The organism is Calothrix sp. PCC 6303, assembly GCF_000317435.1.
Classification (GTDB): domain Bacteria; phylum Cyanobacteriota; class Cyanobacteriia; order Cyanobacteriales; family Nostocaceae; genus PCC-6303.
Genome location: NC_019751.1, coordinates 5,218,158 through 5,235,725, shown reverse-complemented (window position 1 = coordinate 5,235,725; position 17,568 = coordinate 5,218,158). Strand labels below are relative to the sequence as shown.

Genomic DNA, 17,568 nt, shown 5'->3' with positions numbered 1-17,568 from the left:
GGTTTAACTCAGGATCATGGATTTTGGAATCGGGTTTCTCTCGAACAACGTCATGCTACCGATTATTGACCTATTCTATAGCCTTGTACCGAGCTATGGATTAGCGATTGTAGCATTAACTTTGGTGATTAGGCTTGCCCTCTATCCGTTGAGTGCTGGCTCGATTCGCAACATGCGAAAAATGCGAATTGTCCAACCGCTAATGCAGAAGCGGATGCAGGAAATAAAAGAGCGGTATAAAGATGATCCGCCAAAGCAACAAGAAGAAATGATGAAAACGCAGCAAGAATTTGGTAATCCCTTGGCGGGTTGCCTACCATTAGTGCTGCAAATGCCCGTATTATTGGCTCTGTTTGCCACATTGCGAGGTTCACCCTTCGCAGGTGCAAACTACAGCGTTAACTTGCAAATTTTGCCAGGGGAACAAATTGAACAAATTCAACCCCAGGCTTTTGCGACTCCCCCCCAGAATATCTATATCGCCGAAAGCGATCGCGTGCAAGTCACAGCTATTCTCCCTGGCGGCAATAAACTAGCTGTCGGCGAAAAAACCAAAATCCAATACCAAACAATCAGCGGCAAACCCTTCCAAGAAGTGGCAGCCGAACACCCGGAAACCAAACTGGTTCCCACATGGAAAATCATGAAGGGTGAAGATCGGATTAAAATCGATGAACAAGGAAACATTGAGGCTTTGCAACCAGGTGATGTCACCATCCAAGGGACAATTCCCGGACTCGCAGCTGATCAAGGATTCCTATTTATCGATGCCCTTGGTAGAGTAGGAGCAATAGACCCCGATAAGACAGTTCACTGGGACATTGTAGCCATGGTGTTACTGTTTGGTATTTCCCTGTACGTGAGCCAAGCATTAAACGCCCAGGGTTCCACCAGCACCAATTCTCAGCAAGATACAGTTAACAAAATTACTCCGGTTTTGTTTTCGGGAATGTTTTTATTCTTCCCCTTACCAGCTGGGGTTTTGATGTACATGGTGATTGGCAACATCTTCCAAACACTGCAAACCTACATCCTTTCCCGTGAAGCTTTGCCAGAGGAACTACAAAAAATTGTTGATACTCAGGAAAAAGAAGAGGCTGCAACTACTAATACACAAAAAGCATTACCATTCGAGCCAAAAAGTTCCAAGAAAAAGACAGCAGGTTGAACATGAGTCAAATTGAACGCGGTCAACAGTGGTTAAAATCATTGTTGGAATTAACGGGAGTATCTACTGAAATTAAAGGGGAACTGGAAGCTAAAAACACCTCCGGTGGCAGTGATGCACCCGAAGGTGGTAGCTATTGGTTGACAATAGATGAAACCAAACTGACACCAGAACAAATCCAGATACTAATTGGTACTGATGGTTCAGTATTAGATGCAATGCAATATTTGGTTAATTCCACACTCAACCTCAACCAGGAACCCCAGCAGCAAGCCTCCTACACCATTGAATTAAATGGGTACCGCGTCAAGCGACAGGCGGAAATTCAAGCAATTGCTCAAAATGCTGCCGAACAAGTCCGAAATTATGGGCAACAAGTGGAGATAAAATCCCTTAGTTCTGCTGAACGTCGTCAAGTCCACACCTTTCTCAAGGAATTTACCGACTTAGAGACATTCAGCCAAGGAAAAGAACCACATCGTCATCTGATTGTGCGTCCAGCCGAAACACAGTGATTCCAAAATCCAAATTTGGTTGTTGAGACGCGAGGGAACGACTTATGTCGCGCAAGCTTCGCGTCTCAAATTATTATTAGGGTATATTCAGGATCTAAACCTCGTCTATTTTGAGAAGTATATTTCTAAGATTGTGGGTACGCTGCTAGTTTGTCACCAGCCATAAAACTCCACTTTTCATGATAGACGAGGTTTCATATACTTTTATTCAAATATTCAAACTTCTATGGAAGCAATTTATATTCCCCAACTCCTGACAGCACCTGAACGAACAGAGAAAGTTCAAGTTGAAGAATTTTTACCGGGCTTGGATACTTTAACACCAGTTCGCGGTGTGGTGCAGGTTAAGCATAGTGGAAATCACCTGCAAGTGTTTGCCCAAGCTGAAGCAATTATTACCTGTAGTTGTAATCGTTGTTTACAGCAATATAATCAGCGCCTGACAATTGATACTTCAGAAATTATTTGGTTAGACGATGAAGCCAATGAAGAGGATTTGCCCTTAGAAAGGGAAGTCATAGTTACGGATTTAGTGGAAACTTTACATCCTGATGGACACTTTCAACCTAGTGAATGGCTTTACGAACAGATGTGTTTGGCAATCCCCGTCAGACAACTTTGTACTCGTGATTGTCGAGGAATCCAAGTCAATACTGAAGCTGAAGAAACCGAAAGTGAAGAACAAAAACCAGTTGATAGTCGTTGGGCTAATTTAGCAGCTTTGAAAAAGAAAATTTCTAATTAGTTTTGCCAGAAAAACTATCCCAAAACACTCCTACTGCCTACTGCCTTCTTCAATTGTGGATGTGACAGCTTGAAAACTTCCTCTAATTATCTGCAACTTCTACCTTACATTCGTCCTCAGTGGCAAAGCATCATCAAAGGATTTATTGGTATTGTTGGTTATGTTTTAGCCACACTAACACTGATGTATTTGGTGCAAAAATTATCAGCACCATTTGGGCGCGGAGACGTTTATGCGATCGCGCAATTGGCTGGTATCCTAGGGGGAGTATTTTTAATTCGTGGTTTTTTTCAAGCAGTTCAAGATATCTACATGGCGAAAGCCGCACTACGTGTAGCTTTTAATGTCCGGAAACATCTGTATGCTCACCTACAAACCTTGAATTTAAGCTATTTTGAAACGGCGAAAGCTGGTGATTTATCTTACCGTGTAACTGAAGATGTAGACAGGGTTGGGGAAGCTGTCCATAAATTACTGCATGATTTCACACCCTGCGTATTGCAATTAATCGCAATCCCCATTTACATGGTTTATCTGAGTTGGCAGTTAACATTGGCAACTTTGGTAGTAGTACCAGTAATGTTGGTTGTTATCACTTGGTTTGGAGAAAAACTCCAAAAATATTCCCGTCGTAGTCAAAACCAAGTATCCGATTTATCCGCAATTTTAACCGAAATCTTCAGCGGGATTCGCATTGTTCAAGCCTTTACAGCCGAAGCTTACGAAATTGCCCGATTTAGTAAAGAAGCAGAAATAGCGATGGGTGCAAAATATGCGACAGAAAGACTCAAAGCTGTACAATTTCCCCTAATTGGTTTTCTTCAAGCTTTAAGCTTTTTGTTGCTGCTGTTTTTTGCTGCATGGCAAATTGCCGCAGGTAATCTCACTGTGGGGAAATTCTTTAGTTACCTTTCTGGTGCAGCATTATTAATCGATCCAGTTGGTCATGTCACCAACAACTATAATTTATTTAAAGAGGCTGAAGCATCAGTTGATCGAGTTTTTGAACTGTTGGCAATTCAACCCGCAGTAGATGAGAAGCCGAATGCGAAAGTTCTCCCGGTGGTAGAGGGAAAAGTAGAATATCATCGCGTCAGCTTTGGCTACAAAGCCGGAGAAACAATATTAAATCAGGTTAATGTACAGGTAATGCCGGGTGAAGTTATCGCCCTTGTGGGAGCTTCCGGAGCCGGAAAAACCACCTTTGTGAATTTACTACCACGCTTTTATGATACGACTTCCGGGGAAATATCAATTGATGGGGTTGATATCCGGGATGTCACATTAAATAGTTTACGCCGACAAATAGGCATCGTTCCCCAAGAAACTACCATGTTTTCGGGAACAATTGCTCAAAATATTGCTTTTGGGCAAACAGACTTTGACATGCAATCTGTAGAAACAGCCGCAAAAATTGCCAACGCACATCAATTTATTTCCCAACTTCCCGACAACTACTATACAGTGGTGGGAGAGAGGGGTGTAAACTTATCCGGTGGACAAAGACAAAGAATTGCCATTGCCCGTGCGGTACTATTGAATCCCAGAATTCTAATTTTAGATGAAGCTACATCAGCTTTAGATTCAGAATCAGAAGCATTAGTGCAAGAAGCATTAGAAAGGGTGATGGTGGGAAGAACAGTATTTGTCATTGCCCATAGACTTAGCACCGTGAGAAAATGCGATCGCATTCTGGTTTTAGAGAAGGGACAAGTTGTAGAATCGGGAACCCATGATGAACTGTTAGCACTACAACAGCGCTATGCCAGATTTTACACTCAGCAATTTAATAAATAAATTCAAGTTAAGTAGGTAGGTGGAAATAAACACAACTATGTAACGTAATGTAAATTGGCTTCAAACCCTTAACACTACTCACTATTCGCTACTCACTACTCACTCCCCAAAACGACGATTTTCAACACCCACCTACTTAGAATATCCTTGAGTGAATCCCCAGCTTTTGCAAAAGCCAGGGATTTTAACTAGCATTTTGAACTAATTATGCTGCGGCTAAACCGTTATGCCGTAATAAAGGTTCAGTACTGGGTTCACGTCCTCGGAAAGATTTGAAGACTTCCATGGGGTGTTTACTTCCACCTAATGCCAAAATAGTTTCGCGGTAGCGTTTACCTGTATCTTGGATGGCAGCCTCGTTTTCTAAACCGACTTCCTCAAAGGCTCCAAAAGCATCAGCACTGAGAACTTCCGCCCATTTATAGCTGTAGTAGCCAGCAGCATATCCACCAGCAAAAATGTGACCAAAAGCACATAGAAAAGCATTTTCAGGAATTGGCGGTAAAACAGTGGTTGCAGCAGCAATGCGATCGCATACTTGCTTTAATGTCTCTTTTCCACCAGGTTGGTAACGGGCATGTAGTTCGACATCTAAGGTGCTGAAATATACTTGACGCAACATTCCGGTACCGCTCATATAGTTTTTGGCAGCAACTAGTTTTTGATAGTATTCTTCTGGTAAACTTTCCCCTGTTTGGTAATGTTTTGCCATCCCCATCAAAGTTTGATGGTCATAACACCAGTTTTCCATAAATTGACTCGGTAATTCTACTGCATCCCATTCGACATTATTAATGCCAGCAGCACTACTGTAATCAACTTTGGTAAGCATATGATGTAAACCATGTCCAAATTCGTGGAACAGGGTTTCCACCTCGTAAAATGTCATCAAACTGGGTTTGTCATCAATAGGAGGAGTCTGATTACATACCAAATAGGCAACAGGTAAACGAGTAGTTACGGTGCCATTTTCGTGAATTTTTCCCCGGTTGACGCAGGTATCCATCCAAGCACCACCACGTTTTTCGGCGGGACGACTATAAGCATCGAGGTAAAAATAGGCGATGGGACTACCAGTTTCGTCAGCGATTTGGAAATAGCGGACATCTTCTTGCCAAATTGGGGCTGTTCCATCTGCGGGGGTGACAGTCACGCCAAACAACCGTTCCACCAAGCCAAATAAACCATCTAAAACTTGGGGAAGGGGAAAATAGGGGCGTAATTCTTCCTCTGTAAAGGCAAATTTTTCCTCTCGTTGACGTTCTGACCAAAAAGCAGTATCCCAGTGTTGGAGTTCGTTTGCTTCACTTGCCCCTTTACTAGCAGCAAAGGCTTTTAATTCTGCCAAGTCTTTTTCTGCCGCATCATAACTAACTTGGCGTAACTCTTCCAGTAGTTTATCAACAGATGCTACATTGGGAGCCATTTTAGTAGCGAGGCTAACTTCGGCGTAGTTGTTGTAACCCAGCAACTGGGCTAATTCTTGCCGTAATACTAAGGTACGTTCAATTATGGGGTTGTTGTCCAATTCTCCGGAGGAAGCACGGGTAATATAAGCCCTGTATAGCTTTTCCCGTAAATCTCGACGACGGCTATGTTGCATAAATGGTCCAAAGCTGGGAGCATCAAGGGTAATTACCCAGGAACCAGATTCTGGTGTTGCATTTTCATCTCCAGCCGCACGGGCAGCTTGTGCTGCTAAACTGAGTAAACTTTCTGGCAAACCGTCAATTTCAGCTTTTTCTGTTAGCTTCAAACTAAATGCTTTAGTAGCATCGAGAACATGGTTAGAAAATTTAGTAGCTAATTCTCCCAACTCCATTTGGATAGCGTTAAAACGTTCCTTAGCTTCCCCTTCCAAACCAACACCTGATAATTCGGCATCCCGGATGGAAGCTTCGATGATACGTTGTTGGGCAAGTTCTAATTTTCCCCAAGTGTCACTATTGTGAATTGCTTTGAAAGCCTTATAAATTGGTTGACTTTGACTGAGTTTATTAGAAAACTGAATTACCAAAGGTTGAACACTTTCGTAAGCTTCCCGTAACTCTGGGCTATTTTTCACACCCATCAGATGACCAATAATACCCCAACTCCAGGATAAGCGATCGCTAATTCGTTCTAACGGCTCTACTAAGTCTTGCCAAGTTGGTTTGATTTCTGTTTCTAGCTTCCTTAACTCGGCATCAAGTTCGCTAATTAAGTGATTAATAGCAGGTACAACATGTTCGGCTTTGATGTCTGCAAATGGTGGTAAACCGCTACCCTTTAATAATGGATTATAAGATGTATTCGCTGTAGTCATGAATTTGGTGTGCAAGAGAAAGATGAATTATGGCTATAGATTCGGTAATAACTTAGAACTAACGCACTATAAATATTACTTACAAAATATCCATTCTTTGAATATAGCGATAAACCTACTATTTGTGCTTTGGGCAGCGCTAAAAGAAGCAGGGGGCAGGGGAGTTAGGGGAGTAAGAAAAATAAAATCTGAATCAATTGGATAATTTATTTTCTGGAAGTCCCTAAAAATTTACGCACAATGCCTTCCTTTCCTAACTGAGTAAAATTTGCAGTGGGAAAAGTTATTTTTCAGGTACTTTAAGTAATGAGTAAATACCCATTACTCATTCCCCTGAATTATTCCGAAGCTTACAAATACTTTTGTAAAATCACTCCAAATTTCTCCTTAGTTTCGGGAGATACATTTTCCAAGCGAGTTAAAACAGCATATTTCAAAGCTGAATGTGCCTCTGATTCTACAGGATTTGCGCTCAATCTCCTCACCGCTTCCTGAATCGCTTTCTGAGCATTTACGGCATTTTTATGTAAATTTGCTACCACCATTTCCACCGTCACACTATCATGATCTGGGTGCCAGCAATCGTAATCTGTCACTAAAGCCATTGTGGCATAGGCAATTTCTGCTTCCCTAGCCAACTTAGCTTCTTGTAAATTTGTCATGCCAATAATAGTTGCCCCCCAACTCCGATACAGGTTAGACTCTGCCTTAGTGGAAAATGCGGGACCTTCCATACATACATAGGTACCACCACGATGTAAAGTGACATCCTCCAAATTCAAAGACGCGATCGCATCAGCCACCAAACCTGCTAAATTCGGACAAACTGGATCACCAAATGTAATATGTGCAACAATTCCCTCGCCGAAAAATGTGGAAATTCGGTTTCTAGTTCTATCAATAAATTGGTCTGGAACTACCATATCTAGGGGTTTTACTTCTGCTTTGAGGGAACCCACAGCACTCGCTGAGATAATATATTCCACACCCAGCTTTTTCATAGCATAGATGTTGGCACGAAACGGTAATTCTGTGGGAAGTAGAGTATGATTACGCCCATGTCTAGCTAAAAATACTACTTTTACGCCATCCAACTCACCGATAATAAATGCATCTGAAGGCTTACCAAATGGTGTTTCTATCTCCATTTCTTGGACATTCTTCAGGGCATCCATTTTGTATAGACCACTACCACCGATAATCCCAATTTTAATATCACTCATAATTTTCCCATTTCCCGTTAACTAGCCGAGAAGTATTGTAGCGGGAAATAGACTTACTCAAAAGGCTTCACCCGTAATTCTGGTAAGGTGAAAGAATTTTTTAGGTTTGCATAATACTTAAAACTATGGCTAATGCTTGAGAGATTAGTAACATCTCCGATTCTGATAATGCTCCCAACTTTCTCAATAATCTATTTTCAGAAACCGAACGTATTTGGAAAGTATCAACAGCGGAAATTTTAGCCAAATTATTTTCTGTACTAGGTTCTAATCTAACCATCCAAGTTCTGGCTGCAAAGTTATCTTTCCAATCCGTAACAGGTACAATCACTTTCAGGGGTAAAATACCGATCGCATCATCGTTAACTATTACGCATGGACGGGTTTTACTGATTTCTGTACCGACTGTGGGATTAAGATTTACTAACCAGATTTCACCTCTATGGATCATTTTTCTAGTTTAAATTTTTGTATCTGGATAATCATAAAAGTCCTCTCCCTCAATTTCCGAAAAAGCAATTAGTGAACTCCCAGCAGCATAATCTTGTATTGCTGTTTTAGCTGCTGCTGCTAAAACACGTTTTTGCTCATCTGTTGTCAGAGAATTTTGTTCTTGACTAATTATTTCCAGTGCAGTCTCTGCTATTTTTAAGCAGTCGCTTGTAGTTAATTTAGGTAGAGTGGTAAGAATTTCTTGGGTTTCCATAGTGTTATCAATAGTAAATTATTTTAATTATAGGGAAGATATGGCTGTATTTATGGCTTTGGTATGGTGGGAGAAATAGAGTTACTCAAAAGGCTTCACCCGTAATTACGGATGAAGCCTGATTTTTACTGGAGTTAGAGATGGCTTGAACTAAAAGTATTCTACCCTTGCATCAAAACCGCGATCGCGTAATTGTTTAGAAAGGCTTTCAGCGTCACCACGTTGACTAAAAGCCCCAGCATTCACATAATTACCTAACTTGGATGTACCAGGAATTGCACGGGGTACCAACTGCTGAATCCGGTTGAGGGTATCATTACTAAACATGGGGACAACTACCACATAGCGGTTAGTTGTGGAAGGATTGGGAATATTTGGTTTAGGAGCATTTGCAGTGGTTGTTAATGCTTGCCAAGTATTAAAATCTACAAAGCCTGTTGCCGCTAACCGAAAATACCGTTGAAATTGTCCTACAGCATCCCGCGTTCCCGCACCATAGTAACCGTCAATATTACCGTTATAGAATCCCCATTGATTCAGTCTTTGTTGAACTGTTGCAACCCGTTGACTACGTTCCCCTGGGCAAATTTCACCATTTGCTTGGGAACAACCATTCTTGCCATCGGAACTAAGTAAAGCTTGAGAAATTGCCCCTAAAGTTCTTGCATCAGCGACACCATTAGGAGGAAGTCCATAATTACTTTGGAAACGTGCTACAGCATCCTCAGTTACTTTGCCAAAATTTCCTGTTGAGTTTACCTTAAAGTAGCCTAATCGGCGTAAATCATCTTGGAGTTGACGCACCAAAGCACCGCTATCACCACGATTTAGGGCATTGGGAAGACTATCACCACCTGTACCAATTGGTTTTAAAGCTGCGCTAATAGTTCTGAGTGTTCTTGTTCCCGCAACTCCATCTGCGGAAATTCGATATGTCTGCTGAAAACGAATTACAGCTTGTTGAGTTAGGGTGCCAAAATTCCCATTGATGGGACCATTATAGAAGCGTAAGCTACGTAAATTTTGTTGAAGTTGGCTAACAGCTGCCCCTTTGCTACCAAATTGTAGAACACCACTACCTTTAACAGGGGGGTTGGTACGGCTTTGACATTGAGAATTCAACAGATTTTGTGTTCGTGTACCAATTTCACCATCCACCGCAAGTCCATTCTTTTGTTGATACCTGCGGACAGCAGCTTCAGTTAATGTGGCAAACTTGCCTGTAACTGGTCCGTTGTAGTAACCTAACTGTTTGAGACATCGTTGAGTAGTGGTAACATCCGCTCCAGTACTACCTAATTTTTGCAATGCGATCGCTTGTCCAGCTATATTCATAATTGCCAGCACTAAAGCCACTGGCAACAACTTCATCAAGGCAACACCAGAAAGTTTTTTCCAGTTCACTAGCTTATTTTCAACAACAGTAGCAGCCAAACCCGGATAAGTAGTAGAATTCATAATTTTTTGTCCAAAGTCCAAATGGATAGATTTATACCCTGTGGTAGTCTTGAGCCTCAAACCTGCGAAATTTATATGTATATTTAGCTGATGGAATTAAGAGCTTTCTCTTCTGAGTTTGTACTTACTCCACGGGTCAAATTGAGACATTTTAATTTATGTAACTTTTGTTCCACTATTTAGAATCAAACTTGCATAGTGAAATTCCGTAAATCTCCGAAAACTTTTTGACATTGGAACCGATTATCAGAACTATCATCCACAAACAATTGAATACCGAAATTTGTTTAGTATTTTAAGTGATTTTTACGCTGAGAGAAAGGTAAGACCAAGGTATTGCATAATACATATTTTGTTCTAAGTAGGGTCTGCTGAAAAAGTCTTCTAGTGGGGGTAGGGAACGGGGAACAGGCAACAGGGAACAGTTTTACCTTTATTTTTTCTGTTTTTTTGTATTCTAATAAATCTGAATGCAAGTTTTTTAAACCTCAAACCCTTATTTCCTTGCACTTTCCCCGCACAAAAAAGCCTGAAAGCATTGATAAATATATGTTTTATAGTTATTCAGCAAGCCCTAAGTAATTGCTGTTGCTTTAGCAATTACGACTCGAACTGCTAGGATAGAACGCAACTTGGTATCAAGAGAAAATAACGGGGTACTGGTGAAAGAATTACAGATTATTGATAGAGTTAGAAGCGAAATTGTGAAGATGGCACAAGATCCGCACTTCATTCACCATAAATGGTATGTCAAACACCATCTCAAGATAGTCGAACAAATTAGTTTAGAGCTTTGTCAAATCTACCAAGACGCAGATCAAGACTTGGTTTTGCTTCTTGTATGGATGCATGATTATGGGAAGATCACTAATCAATCAGCAACTAAATCAAAAGTTACAGGGGAAAGCTTCCTGATAGATGAAGGTGTTGGTATTGAATTAGCCCAGCAAGTAATGAATAATATAGAAGTAATAGATCGTAAAGATATTAGTGAGTTAAAATCGGCGACAGACGAAATTAAAATAGTTTCATCTGCCGATGGTGCATCTCACATGGTTGGTTCATTTTTCAGTATATATTGGTGGGAAAATAGCCATCTATCGATTGAAGAACTTCAAGCCAGAAATCTTCAGAAATTGCAGACTGATTGGGAAAAGAAAATAGTCTTACCTGAAGTCAAGCAAGCATTTGCAACCCACTATCAGTTCTTATTGAGTAATTTCCGACTTCCAACTTACCCAATATCAACCAAGATTTTACCACATTAATCAGTTATCACTTTAGTCGAATAATCGATCTTGGCGATCGCACTTTTGAACCAACGCTAGGAAAAAGGAAAGTGTGACTAAAATATTTGTCTCAATTGAACCAATCTTAACGCTGCTCTGCATCACCTTGATCATCTGTTTGATTGTTGTCATCACTTTGGCTATCATCTGGTTGCCCATCATCTTTTTTGGTATTACCAGCTTTCACCCAACCTTCTTTTTCACTACCTTCAATGCGAATTTTTTGCCAAACTTGATCGGCGCTTTCTTCAATTACAATAACTTTAGCGTCAAAACCAACTCCACCAACACTTTCCGCATCAGCACGGGGTTCAGCACGCAAACTCAAACCTTTAGACCAGGTTACACGAGCATTATATGCGTTAGCGGGTAACGCTTCTACTGTGGTTTCTGCTGTCGGGGTAGCAGTAGGTTTCGCAGCAGGGGTTTTAGTTGTATTTGCTTTTTTGCTAACTGCGGGTTTTGGCGGATTTTTAGCTGCTTTTTTAGCTAATTCCTCCTTATCATTGGCATAAATTGGCTTTGGGGGAGTAATTGCAGTTCGGTTGACAAAGTATAGGGCAGTTGCCAAACCACTCCCAGCTAAAATAGCGATCGCTAAAAAGATCCCCAGTATATATTTGATGATGTTGACAAACATGTTCTCAATCCCCGTTTTCCTAATCCTCGGTTTCTAGCCCCTAATTATAGCTGTCTGGTGGAGAAAATTATTAGTTCGGGATCACAAGCTTGTAGGTTGGACTACGTAAAGCTTCTCACTAGCGTAAGAATTGATCCTACATAGCTACATGTGAAATATTAAGACAGATGCTTATTTAAAACAAATTTACGTTGTTTCCACAATACAAAATTAGATATTAGTCGAGTAAATTAGGCTAATTATATATAAAAAATATCAGAACGAAAACAATGCTTGTATTTTTTATTCATGGTGTAGCCGAATCTAAAACCCACTTTGCAGATCCTCTAAAAACACTAATTAGGAAAGAGTTTTCCCAGAAAAATCTACCTTTGCCTTATTTCCATAGTGGTTTTCATGCTGATATTTTTAGACATCAAGGGACAGTATGGAATTTCGTTAGTCAAGACTTAGAATTAATTAAAAATGAAAGTCCACATATTAATTCGGATGAGATTTTTAGAGGTCAAGAATTTAGGCAAGGTTTTCTTTCTGCATTTGTAGGAGATGCACTTACTTATATGAACTCAGACAGAGGAGAAAAAATACGTAAATCAATCACAGAACATCTAGAAGATTATATAAATAATTATCCACAAGAAAAAGAACTTCATATAATTACTCATTCAATGGGGAGTATTATTTTCTGGGATATGCTTTTCTCCGATCGATTTAATTGTGATGACTCTGCTTATAAATTTCGTTCGATAATTGGGGAAAAAATCCAGTTAAAAAGTATTGCGACAATGGGTTCACCCATCCTATTATTTAATTTAATGTTAGATATTAAGCCAGAGATCATTAACGATAGAGTGGATGAGATTGTTGCAAAATATCCAAATGGAACTCTAAGATGGGTTAACATCATCCATGCTTCTGATTTAATCGCATATCCTATTGCTTCTAGCTTGAGAACGAATGAGCAATCTCGCCTATTGATTCAAGATAAATTCATTGCGACAGATGCAAATAATCTTGAAAAAATGATTCACAATTTGATTAAATCACCGGTTATCAAAGCTGCAACTGCGTCTATTCCTGATATCAGTCAAATTTTGTCTCTAGCAGCAGTTTCTCCCGCCGTTGCTGATGCTCATACTGGCTATTGGAACTGTAAACAAACGGCAGATATTCTTGTAAAAAATATTCTAGAATTTGAAGAAGAACTAATCAATATAGTTATTGCTAGACTACAAAAAGTTGCAGGCATGACAACTGCTTTACAAGGGATTAATAATACTTTAGAGAAAGTAATCCCCAACGCAGAAAATGTTTGGCAGTCAATTACAATCGGAGTTGATAAAGTAGTTGAAAATATTTATTTTTCAGATAAAAGTGGTATTTTGAGGCTACGCAATAATATTGCTCAAGTTCCTCATGTTAGCGTATACGACTATAAAAGCAATCCTAAATTCCGAGGCTATGTAGGTTTGATTCATGCAGAAGGCTTAATCAAAGAAATTAATTTTATTAAGCAAAATTATTGCAAGTAATTTATTGTAGCGACTGTCTTGACAGTCGCTACAATAAAATTAAAAACTTTGAATTTCAACATGGACGGAATTTAATTACTCTGTCGCCAATTATCCAAGGGACTATTTTTCGAGGCTAGTCTAGCACGTCCGGAGGCTGCCCATTCTTGGAGTTGTTGAATTTGTTCCTGTGCGGTTCTAGCTAAGGGGATAATTTGGCTAGCTGCCTCTAAAATATCATCGGTGGTGAAATCGCGGTTTTGGCTAAAGCCGATGTGCATAGCTTCAATTAGAGTTTGCTCAATTTCTGCACCAGAAAAATCGGGAGTCTCGTAGGCTAACCTATCTATATCGTAGTTTTTCAGGTTATGCGATCGCAATCGTGATAAATGTACTTCAAATATGGCTTTTCTTTCTACTTGGGTGGGTAAACCAATAAAGAATATTTCGTCAAATCTGCCTTTCCGTAACATTTCTGGTGGTAAAGCTTGAATATCATTTGCAGTTGCCACCACAAATACAGGTGAGGTTTTTTCCGCTAACCAAGTAATAAACGTCCCAAATACTCGGTTTGTAGTTCCCGCGTCACCTTTACTACCCAAACCAGCAAAGGATTTATCAATCTCATCAATCCACAATATACAGGGTGCCAAAGCTTCAGCAACTTGAATCATTTGCCTAGTGCGGGATTCTGATTCTCCCACCAACCCAGCGAACAATCTACCCACATCCAACCTTAATAAGGGAAGATGCCAATTGTGGGCTATAGCTTTGGCAGACAGAGATTTACCTGTACCCTGTATCCCCACCAAAAGTAACCCACGGGGATGGGGTAAACCGTATTGCCGAGCCTTCTCCGTGAACGAACCACCCCGACGTACCAACCAATCTTTGAGATTATCTAACCCACCAATATCAGAAATCTGTTCAGTTGCTGGGATAAAATCCAAAATTTGAGTTTGGCGGATAGTTTGGCGCTTTTCCTCCAACACCAAATCCACGTCTTCCGGTTGAATTTCGCCATGGGTAACAATTGCCTTTGCCAAAACTCGGCGAATCCTTTCCATACTCAACCCTTGGCAAGAACGGATCAAATCATCAAAAACTTTACCAGATAGTTTATTTGTTGTCCCCTGTAACAACCTTTCCACTTCCTGTTTAATTTCTCCCCCTGTAGGTAACGGGAACTCCATCACCGTCAGCACCTCAGTTAAATCATCAGGGATAGCTAAACGTGGTGACAACAAGACAATATTTTTCGGTTGGGATTTCAATAACTTCGCTAAATTCCGTAACTTCCGAGAAATCGCCACATCATCCAAAAATCGATGATAATCCCGCAAAATAAATACAGCCCCAGCAGTTGCCGGGATTTTTTCCACCAATTCCAAAGCCTGTAACGGGTTACGCTTGCCAAAACCCGCATCATTGGGGTTTCCTTGATACCCATCTACAAAATCCCAAGTATAAACAGAACGATTTCCTTGAAGTGCAGCCTCTTCCCGAATTGCCCCCTCTACTCGCTCCTCCTCATAGGTAGGAATATAGATTAAAGGATAACGCGATCGCATTAATAATTTAAACTCGTCACGGAATGCCATAGCTATATCTCCACACCTTCACCAATTAACCTCTCATAAAACAGCCTGTCGTGAATAGGGGTAAAAATATATTTTCTTCCTCTGCTATCTCTTTACCCAAATTTAAATTTCTCCTGTAACTACTGGGAATACTAGGAATAAGACTGTATACAATGTATCCCCCAACATCATGACTCCGGCTGATTTAAAAGCATATCTAGATAATCTTATCCGTAAAAACCTGCAAATTAGTACCATGATTTGGGGTGCCCCCGGCATCGGCAAGTCTAGTATTGTCAATCAAATCAGCCGTGAAAATGAGATTGATTTTGTCGATGTACGACTCTCACAACTTGCCCCCACAGATTTACGTGGTTTACCTGTGGCAGAGAACGGAATTTCCAAGTGGTTTCCCCCAGAGTTTCTTCCCCGCACTGGTAAAGGTATTTTATTCCTTGACGAATTAAATATGGCACCACCAGCAATGCAAGGAGTTGCCCAACAACTAATTTTAGATCGTCGTGTCGGCTCCTATATTGTCCCAGATGCTTGGTTTGTTTGGGCAGCAGGCAACCGCAAGGAAGATAGGGCAGCAGTATTTGATATGCCTGCACCTTTAGCTAATAGATTCCTACATTTGGAAGTACATGCCGATTTTGATAGCTTCAAAGCATATGCCTTAATCAAAGGACTACACGAACAAATTATCGCTTTTCTTTCCTTCCGTTCCACACTTTTACACAAACTAGACCCCCATCAACCAGCTTTCCCCACACCCCGTACCTGGGAAATGGCAAGTGCTTTACATCAAGTAGGGCTAGATATTTCTCCAGCAGTTGGTATTGGTGCAGCAGCAGAATTTACAGCTTTCATTAATTTATATGAAAATCTACCCAACTTAATGCCCATATTAGAAGGTAAAGGCGAGAAGGTTCCCTTCCCCACTGAACCTTCAGCAAAGTATGCCACAACTATTGGTTTAACCATGCGGGCAACAGATGCTAATCAAGCATACAACGCTTTTACTTGGTTAAATAAGCAGGCAACAGCAGAATGGGTAAAATTATTTGTCACTGATTTATTCAGATTGATGCGGAGTAAAGGACAAATGGGAGTTTTAGCAGTATTAATGAAAAAAGACCCCAATTTAGATAAATTTATCCAGGATTTACGCAAAGACTATGTACTTACTTCATTATCAAGTTAAGGAATGAGGATTAAATAAAGTGCAACAGTAGTACATAAATTGAGCGTAGGGTGTGTGACACCTTGAGCAATCATATACGCTGAATCAGGGTTTATGTACGGTGTCACGCACCAACAGTAATCCTATTTCAAATCACCCCAAATCCCAAGTTGATGGACGATAACCAAAAAATTATTAGTGATAGTATATTACGCCTCCAGCAAAAATCACCGTTTTTTGCCACTTTAGCCCTATTCACCCACTTTATCCCCACTGAAAAAATCAGTAGTGCTGCAACCAATGGTGAAAATGTTTTTTACAATCCCCAATACATACTTTCTTTGACTCCCAACCAACGAGATGGTTTGCTACTCCATGAAGTCTTGCACGCAGCACTCCTACATATACCCCGTCGAGGTGTACGTCATTCCTTACTGTGGAATTATGCAGCAGATATCGTCACCAACGGAATTATTATGCAACAAAATAACTGGGAATTACCACCAGGTGGCTTGCGTGATACCCAATTAGAAAATCTCAACGTTGAGGAAATTTATGAAATTCTCCTCAAAGATGTCAAAAAATATGAGATTCTTTGGGAAGATGCGAATGCAGATTTATTAGAAGGTGAAGGCAATAGCATTGGTGATGATAGTTTATCGACAGCACACAAAGCAGCTTTAGAAGCACATTGGCGTAACGCGCTACAACAAGCATCAGTAATTGCCAGTACATCTGGGCAAGGTAAAGTTGCGGCTGGAATCGAACGGGAATTGGGCATAGTCACTTCCCCTCAAGTCGATTGGCGCACCTATTTATGGCGCTATCTGGTACAGACTCCCACAGATTTTTCTGGCTTTGATCGTCGCTTCATTGGACAACAGCTATATTTGGAAACCTTGCAAGGTGAATCAGTTAATATCTACGTTGCGATTGATACTAGTGGTTCAGTGGATTATGAACAGTTACGGATATTTGTTGCCGAAGTTTACGGGATTTTGAGTGCTTATCCCCACTTAAGGTGTGAACTCTATTATGTTGATGCTGAAGCTTATGGACCCTATGAACTAACTCCAGATAGTATCATGCCTAAGCCCCAAGGTGGTGGTGGCACATCATTTGTACCATTTTTCCAGCGGGTAGCAGCAAATTGGTATGGACAAAATCCAGGAATATGTGTTTATTTAACTGATGGTTATGGTGAATTTCCATCACAAAAACCCGATTTGCCTGTGTTGTGGGTGGTGACACCAGGTGGTTTGCAGTTAGAAGAATTTCCTTTTGGGGAAGCGGTAAGGTTATTTAGTGTTTGATTTGGCAAAAGCAACGGTTGGATGGGTGTTAAATTCGTCTGCAAACATGGATTTGAAGATTTTCTCCGATTGTTGATGAGACAACATCTTTCCTGGTTTACCGAGAGACAAATAAGATGTAACAGAAAGACC

The 17,568-nt window shown here is 40.5% G+C and carries 15 protein-coding genes; 8 read left to right on the top strand and 7 right to left on the bottom strand.

Annotated elements, in window-relative coordinates; genetic code table 11:
• The first annotated feature begins 16 nt into the window (after positions 1–16).
• The 4 genes from yidC (at position 17) to CAL6303_RS21215 (ending at position 4,225) form a co-directional block, all read left to right on the top strand.
• Positions 17–1,168, top strand: coding sequence for a membrane protein insertase YidC (gene yidC / locus CAL6303_RS21230; RefSeq protein ID WP_015199886.1), 1,152 nt, complete (start codon positions 17–19; stop codon positions 1,166–1,168).
• Between the two features lie 2 nt (positions 1,169–1,170).
• Positions 1,171–1,683 carry a protein jag gene (locus CAL6303_RS21225; protein ID WP_015199885.1) on the top strand — a complete coding sequence of 171 codons (513 nt, stop codon included), beginning with the start codon at positions 1,171–1,173 and terminating at the stop codon, positions 1,681–1,683.
• A 226-nt stretch (positions 1,684–1,909) separates the two neighbouring features.
• Entirely contained in the window at positions 1,910–2,428 is a 519-nt protein-coding gene (locus CAL6303_RS21220; protein WP_015199884.1) for a YceD family protein, read from the top strand.
• Between the two features lie 69 nt (positions 2,429–2,497).
• Positions 2,498–4,225 (top strand): ABC transporter ATP-binding protein, encoded by a 1,728-nt coding sequence (locus tag CAL6303_RS21215; RefSeq protein WP_015199883.1) that lies wholly within the window; start codon positions 2,498–2,500, stop codon positions 4,223–4,225.
• A gap of 205 nt (positions 4,226–4,430) precedes the next feature.
• Here the strand turns inward: CAL6303_RS21215 and CAL6303_RS21210 are convergent, their stop codons facing one another.
• The 5 genes from CAL6303_RS21210 to CAL6303_RS21185 form a co-directional block, all read right to left on the bottom strand.
• Entirely contained in the window at positions 4,431–6,530 is a 2,100-nt protein-coding gene (locus CAL6303_RS21210; protein ID WP_015199882.1) for a M3 family metallopeptidase, read from the bottom strand.
• A gap of 350 nt (positions 6,531–6,880) precedes the next feature.
• Positions 6,881–7,753, bottom strand: coding sequence for an S-methyl-5'-thioadenosine phosphorylase (locus CAL6303_RS21200; protein ID WP_015199881.1), 873 nt, complete (start codon positions 7,751–7,753; stop codon positions 6,881–6,883).
• A gap of 100 nt (positions 7,754–7,853) precedes the next feature.
• Positions 7,854–8,201 (bottom strand): type II toxin-antitoxin system PemK/MazF family toxin, encoded by a 348-nt coding sequence (locus CAL6303_RS21195; protein ID WP_041740832.1) that lies wholly within the window; start codon positions 8,199–8,201, stop codon positions 7,854–7,856.
• A gap of 12 nt (positions 8,202–8,213) precedes the next feature.
• Positions 8,214–8,459, bottom strand: a complete 246-nt coding sequence (locus CAL6303_RS21190; RefSeq protein ID WP_015199879.1) for a hypothetical protein — start codon at positions 8,457–8,459, stop codon at positions 8,214–8,216.
• A gap of 150 nt (positions 8,460–8,609) precedes the next feature.
• Positions 8,610–9,917, bottom strand: coding sequence for a peptidoglycan-binding protein (locus CAL6303_RS21185; RefSeq protein ID WP_015199878.1), 1,308 nt, complete (start codon positions 9,915–9,917; stop codon positions 8,610–8,612).
• Between the two features lie 662 nt (positions 9,918–10,579).
• Between CAL6303_RS21185 and CAL6303_RS21180 the strand changes: the two genes are divergently transcribed.
• Entirely contained in the window at positions 10,580–11,185 is a 606-nt protein-coding gene (locus tag CAL6303_RS21180; protein ID WP_015199877.1) for an HD domain-containing protein, read from the top strand.
• A gap of 106 nt (positions 11,186–11,291) precedes the next feature.
• On the opposite strand, the gene CAL6303_RS21175 is transcribed toward CAL6303_RS21180, so the two are convergent.
• Positions 11,292–11,846, bottom strand: coding sequence for an SH3 domain-containing protein (locus CAL6303_RS21175; RefSeq protein ID WP_015199876.1), 555 nt, complete (start codon positions 11,844–11,846; stop codon positions 11,292–11,294).
• Positions 11,847–12,115: 269 nt separating this feature from the next.
• Between CAL6303_RS21175 and CAL6303_RS21170 the strand changes: the two genes are divergently transcribed.
• Positions 12,116–13,378, top strand: a complete 1,263-nt coding sequence (locus tag CAL6303_RS21170; protein ID WP_015199875.1) for a hypothetical protein — start codon at positions 12,116–12,118, stop codon at positions 13,376–13,378.
• A 71-nt stretch (positions 13,379–13,449) separates the two neighbouring features.
• Here CAL6303_RS21170 and CAL6303_RS21165 read toward each other — a convergent pair whose 3' ends face one another.
• On the bottom strand, positions 13,450–14,958 hold the full coding sequence (locus CAL6303_RS21165) for an AAA family ATPase (protein WP_015199874.1): 1,509 nt from the start codon (positions 14,956–14,958) through the stop codon (positions 13,450–13,452).
• A gap of 169 nt (positions 14,959–15,127) precedes the next feature.
• On the opposite strand from CAL6303_RS21165, the gene CAL6303_RS21160 reads away from it, so the two are divergent.
• Both CAL6303_RS21160 and CAL6303_RS21155 read left to right on the top strand, forming a co-directional pair.
• The gene (locus CAL6303_RS21160; protein ID WP_015199873.1) at positions 15,128–16,144 is read left to right on the top strand and encodes an ATP-binding protein; all 1,017 of its coding nucleotides are present in this window, start codon (positions 15,128–15,130) and stop codon (positions 16,142–16,144) included.
• Between the two features lie 152 nt (positions 16,145–16,296).
• A complete protein-coding gene (locus tag CAL6303_RS21155) occupies positions 16,297–17,436 on the top strand; it encodes a DUF2201 family putative metallopeptidase (protein WP_015199872.1) in 1,140 nt (379 codons plus the stop codon).
• The last annotated feature ends 132 nt before the right edge of the window (positions 17,437–17,568 follow it).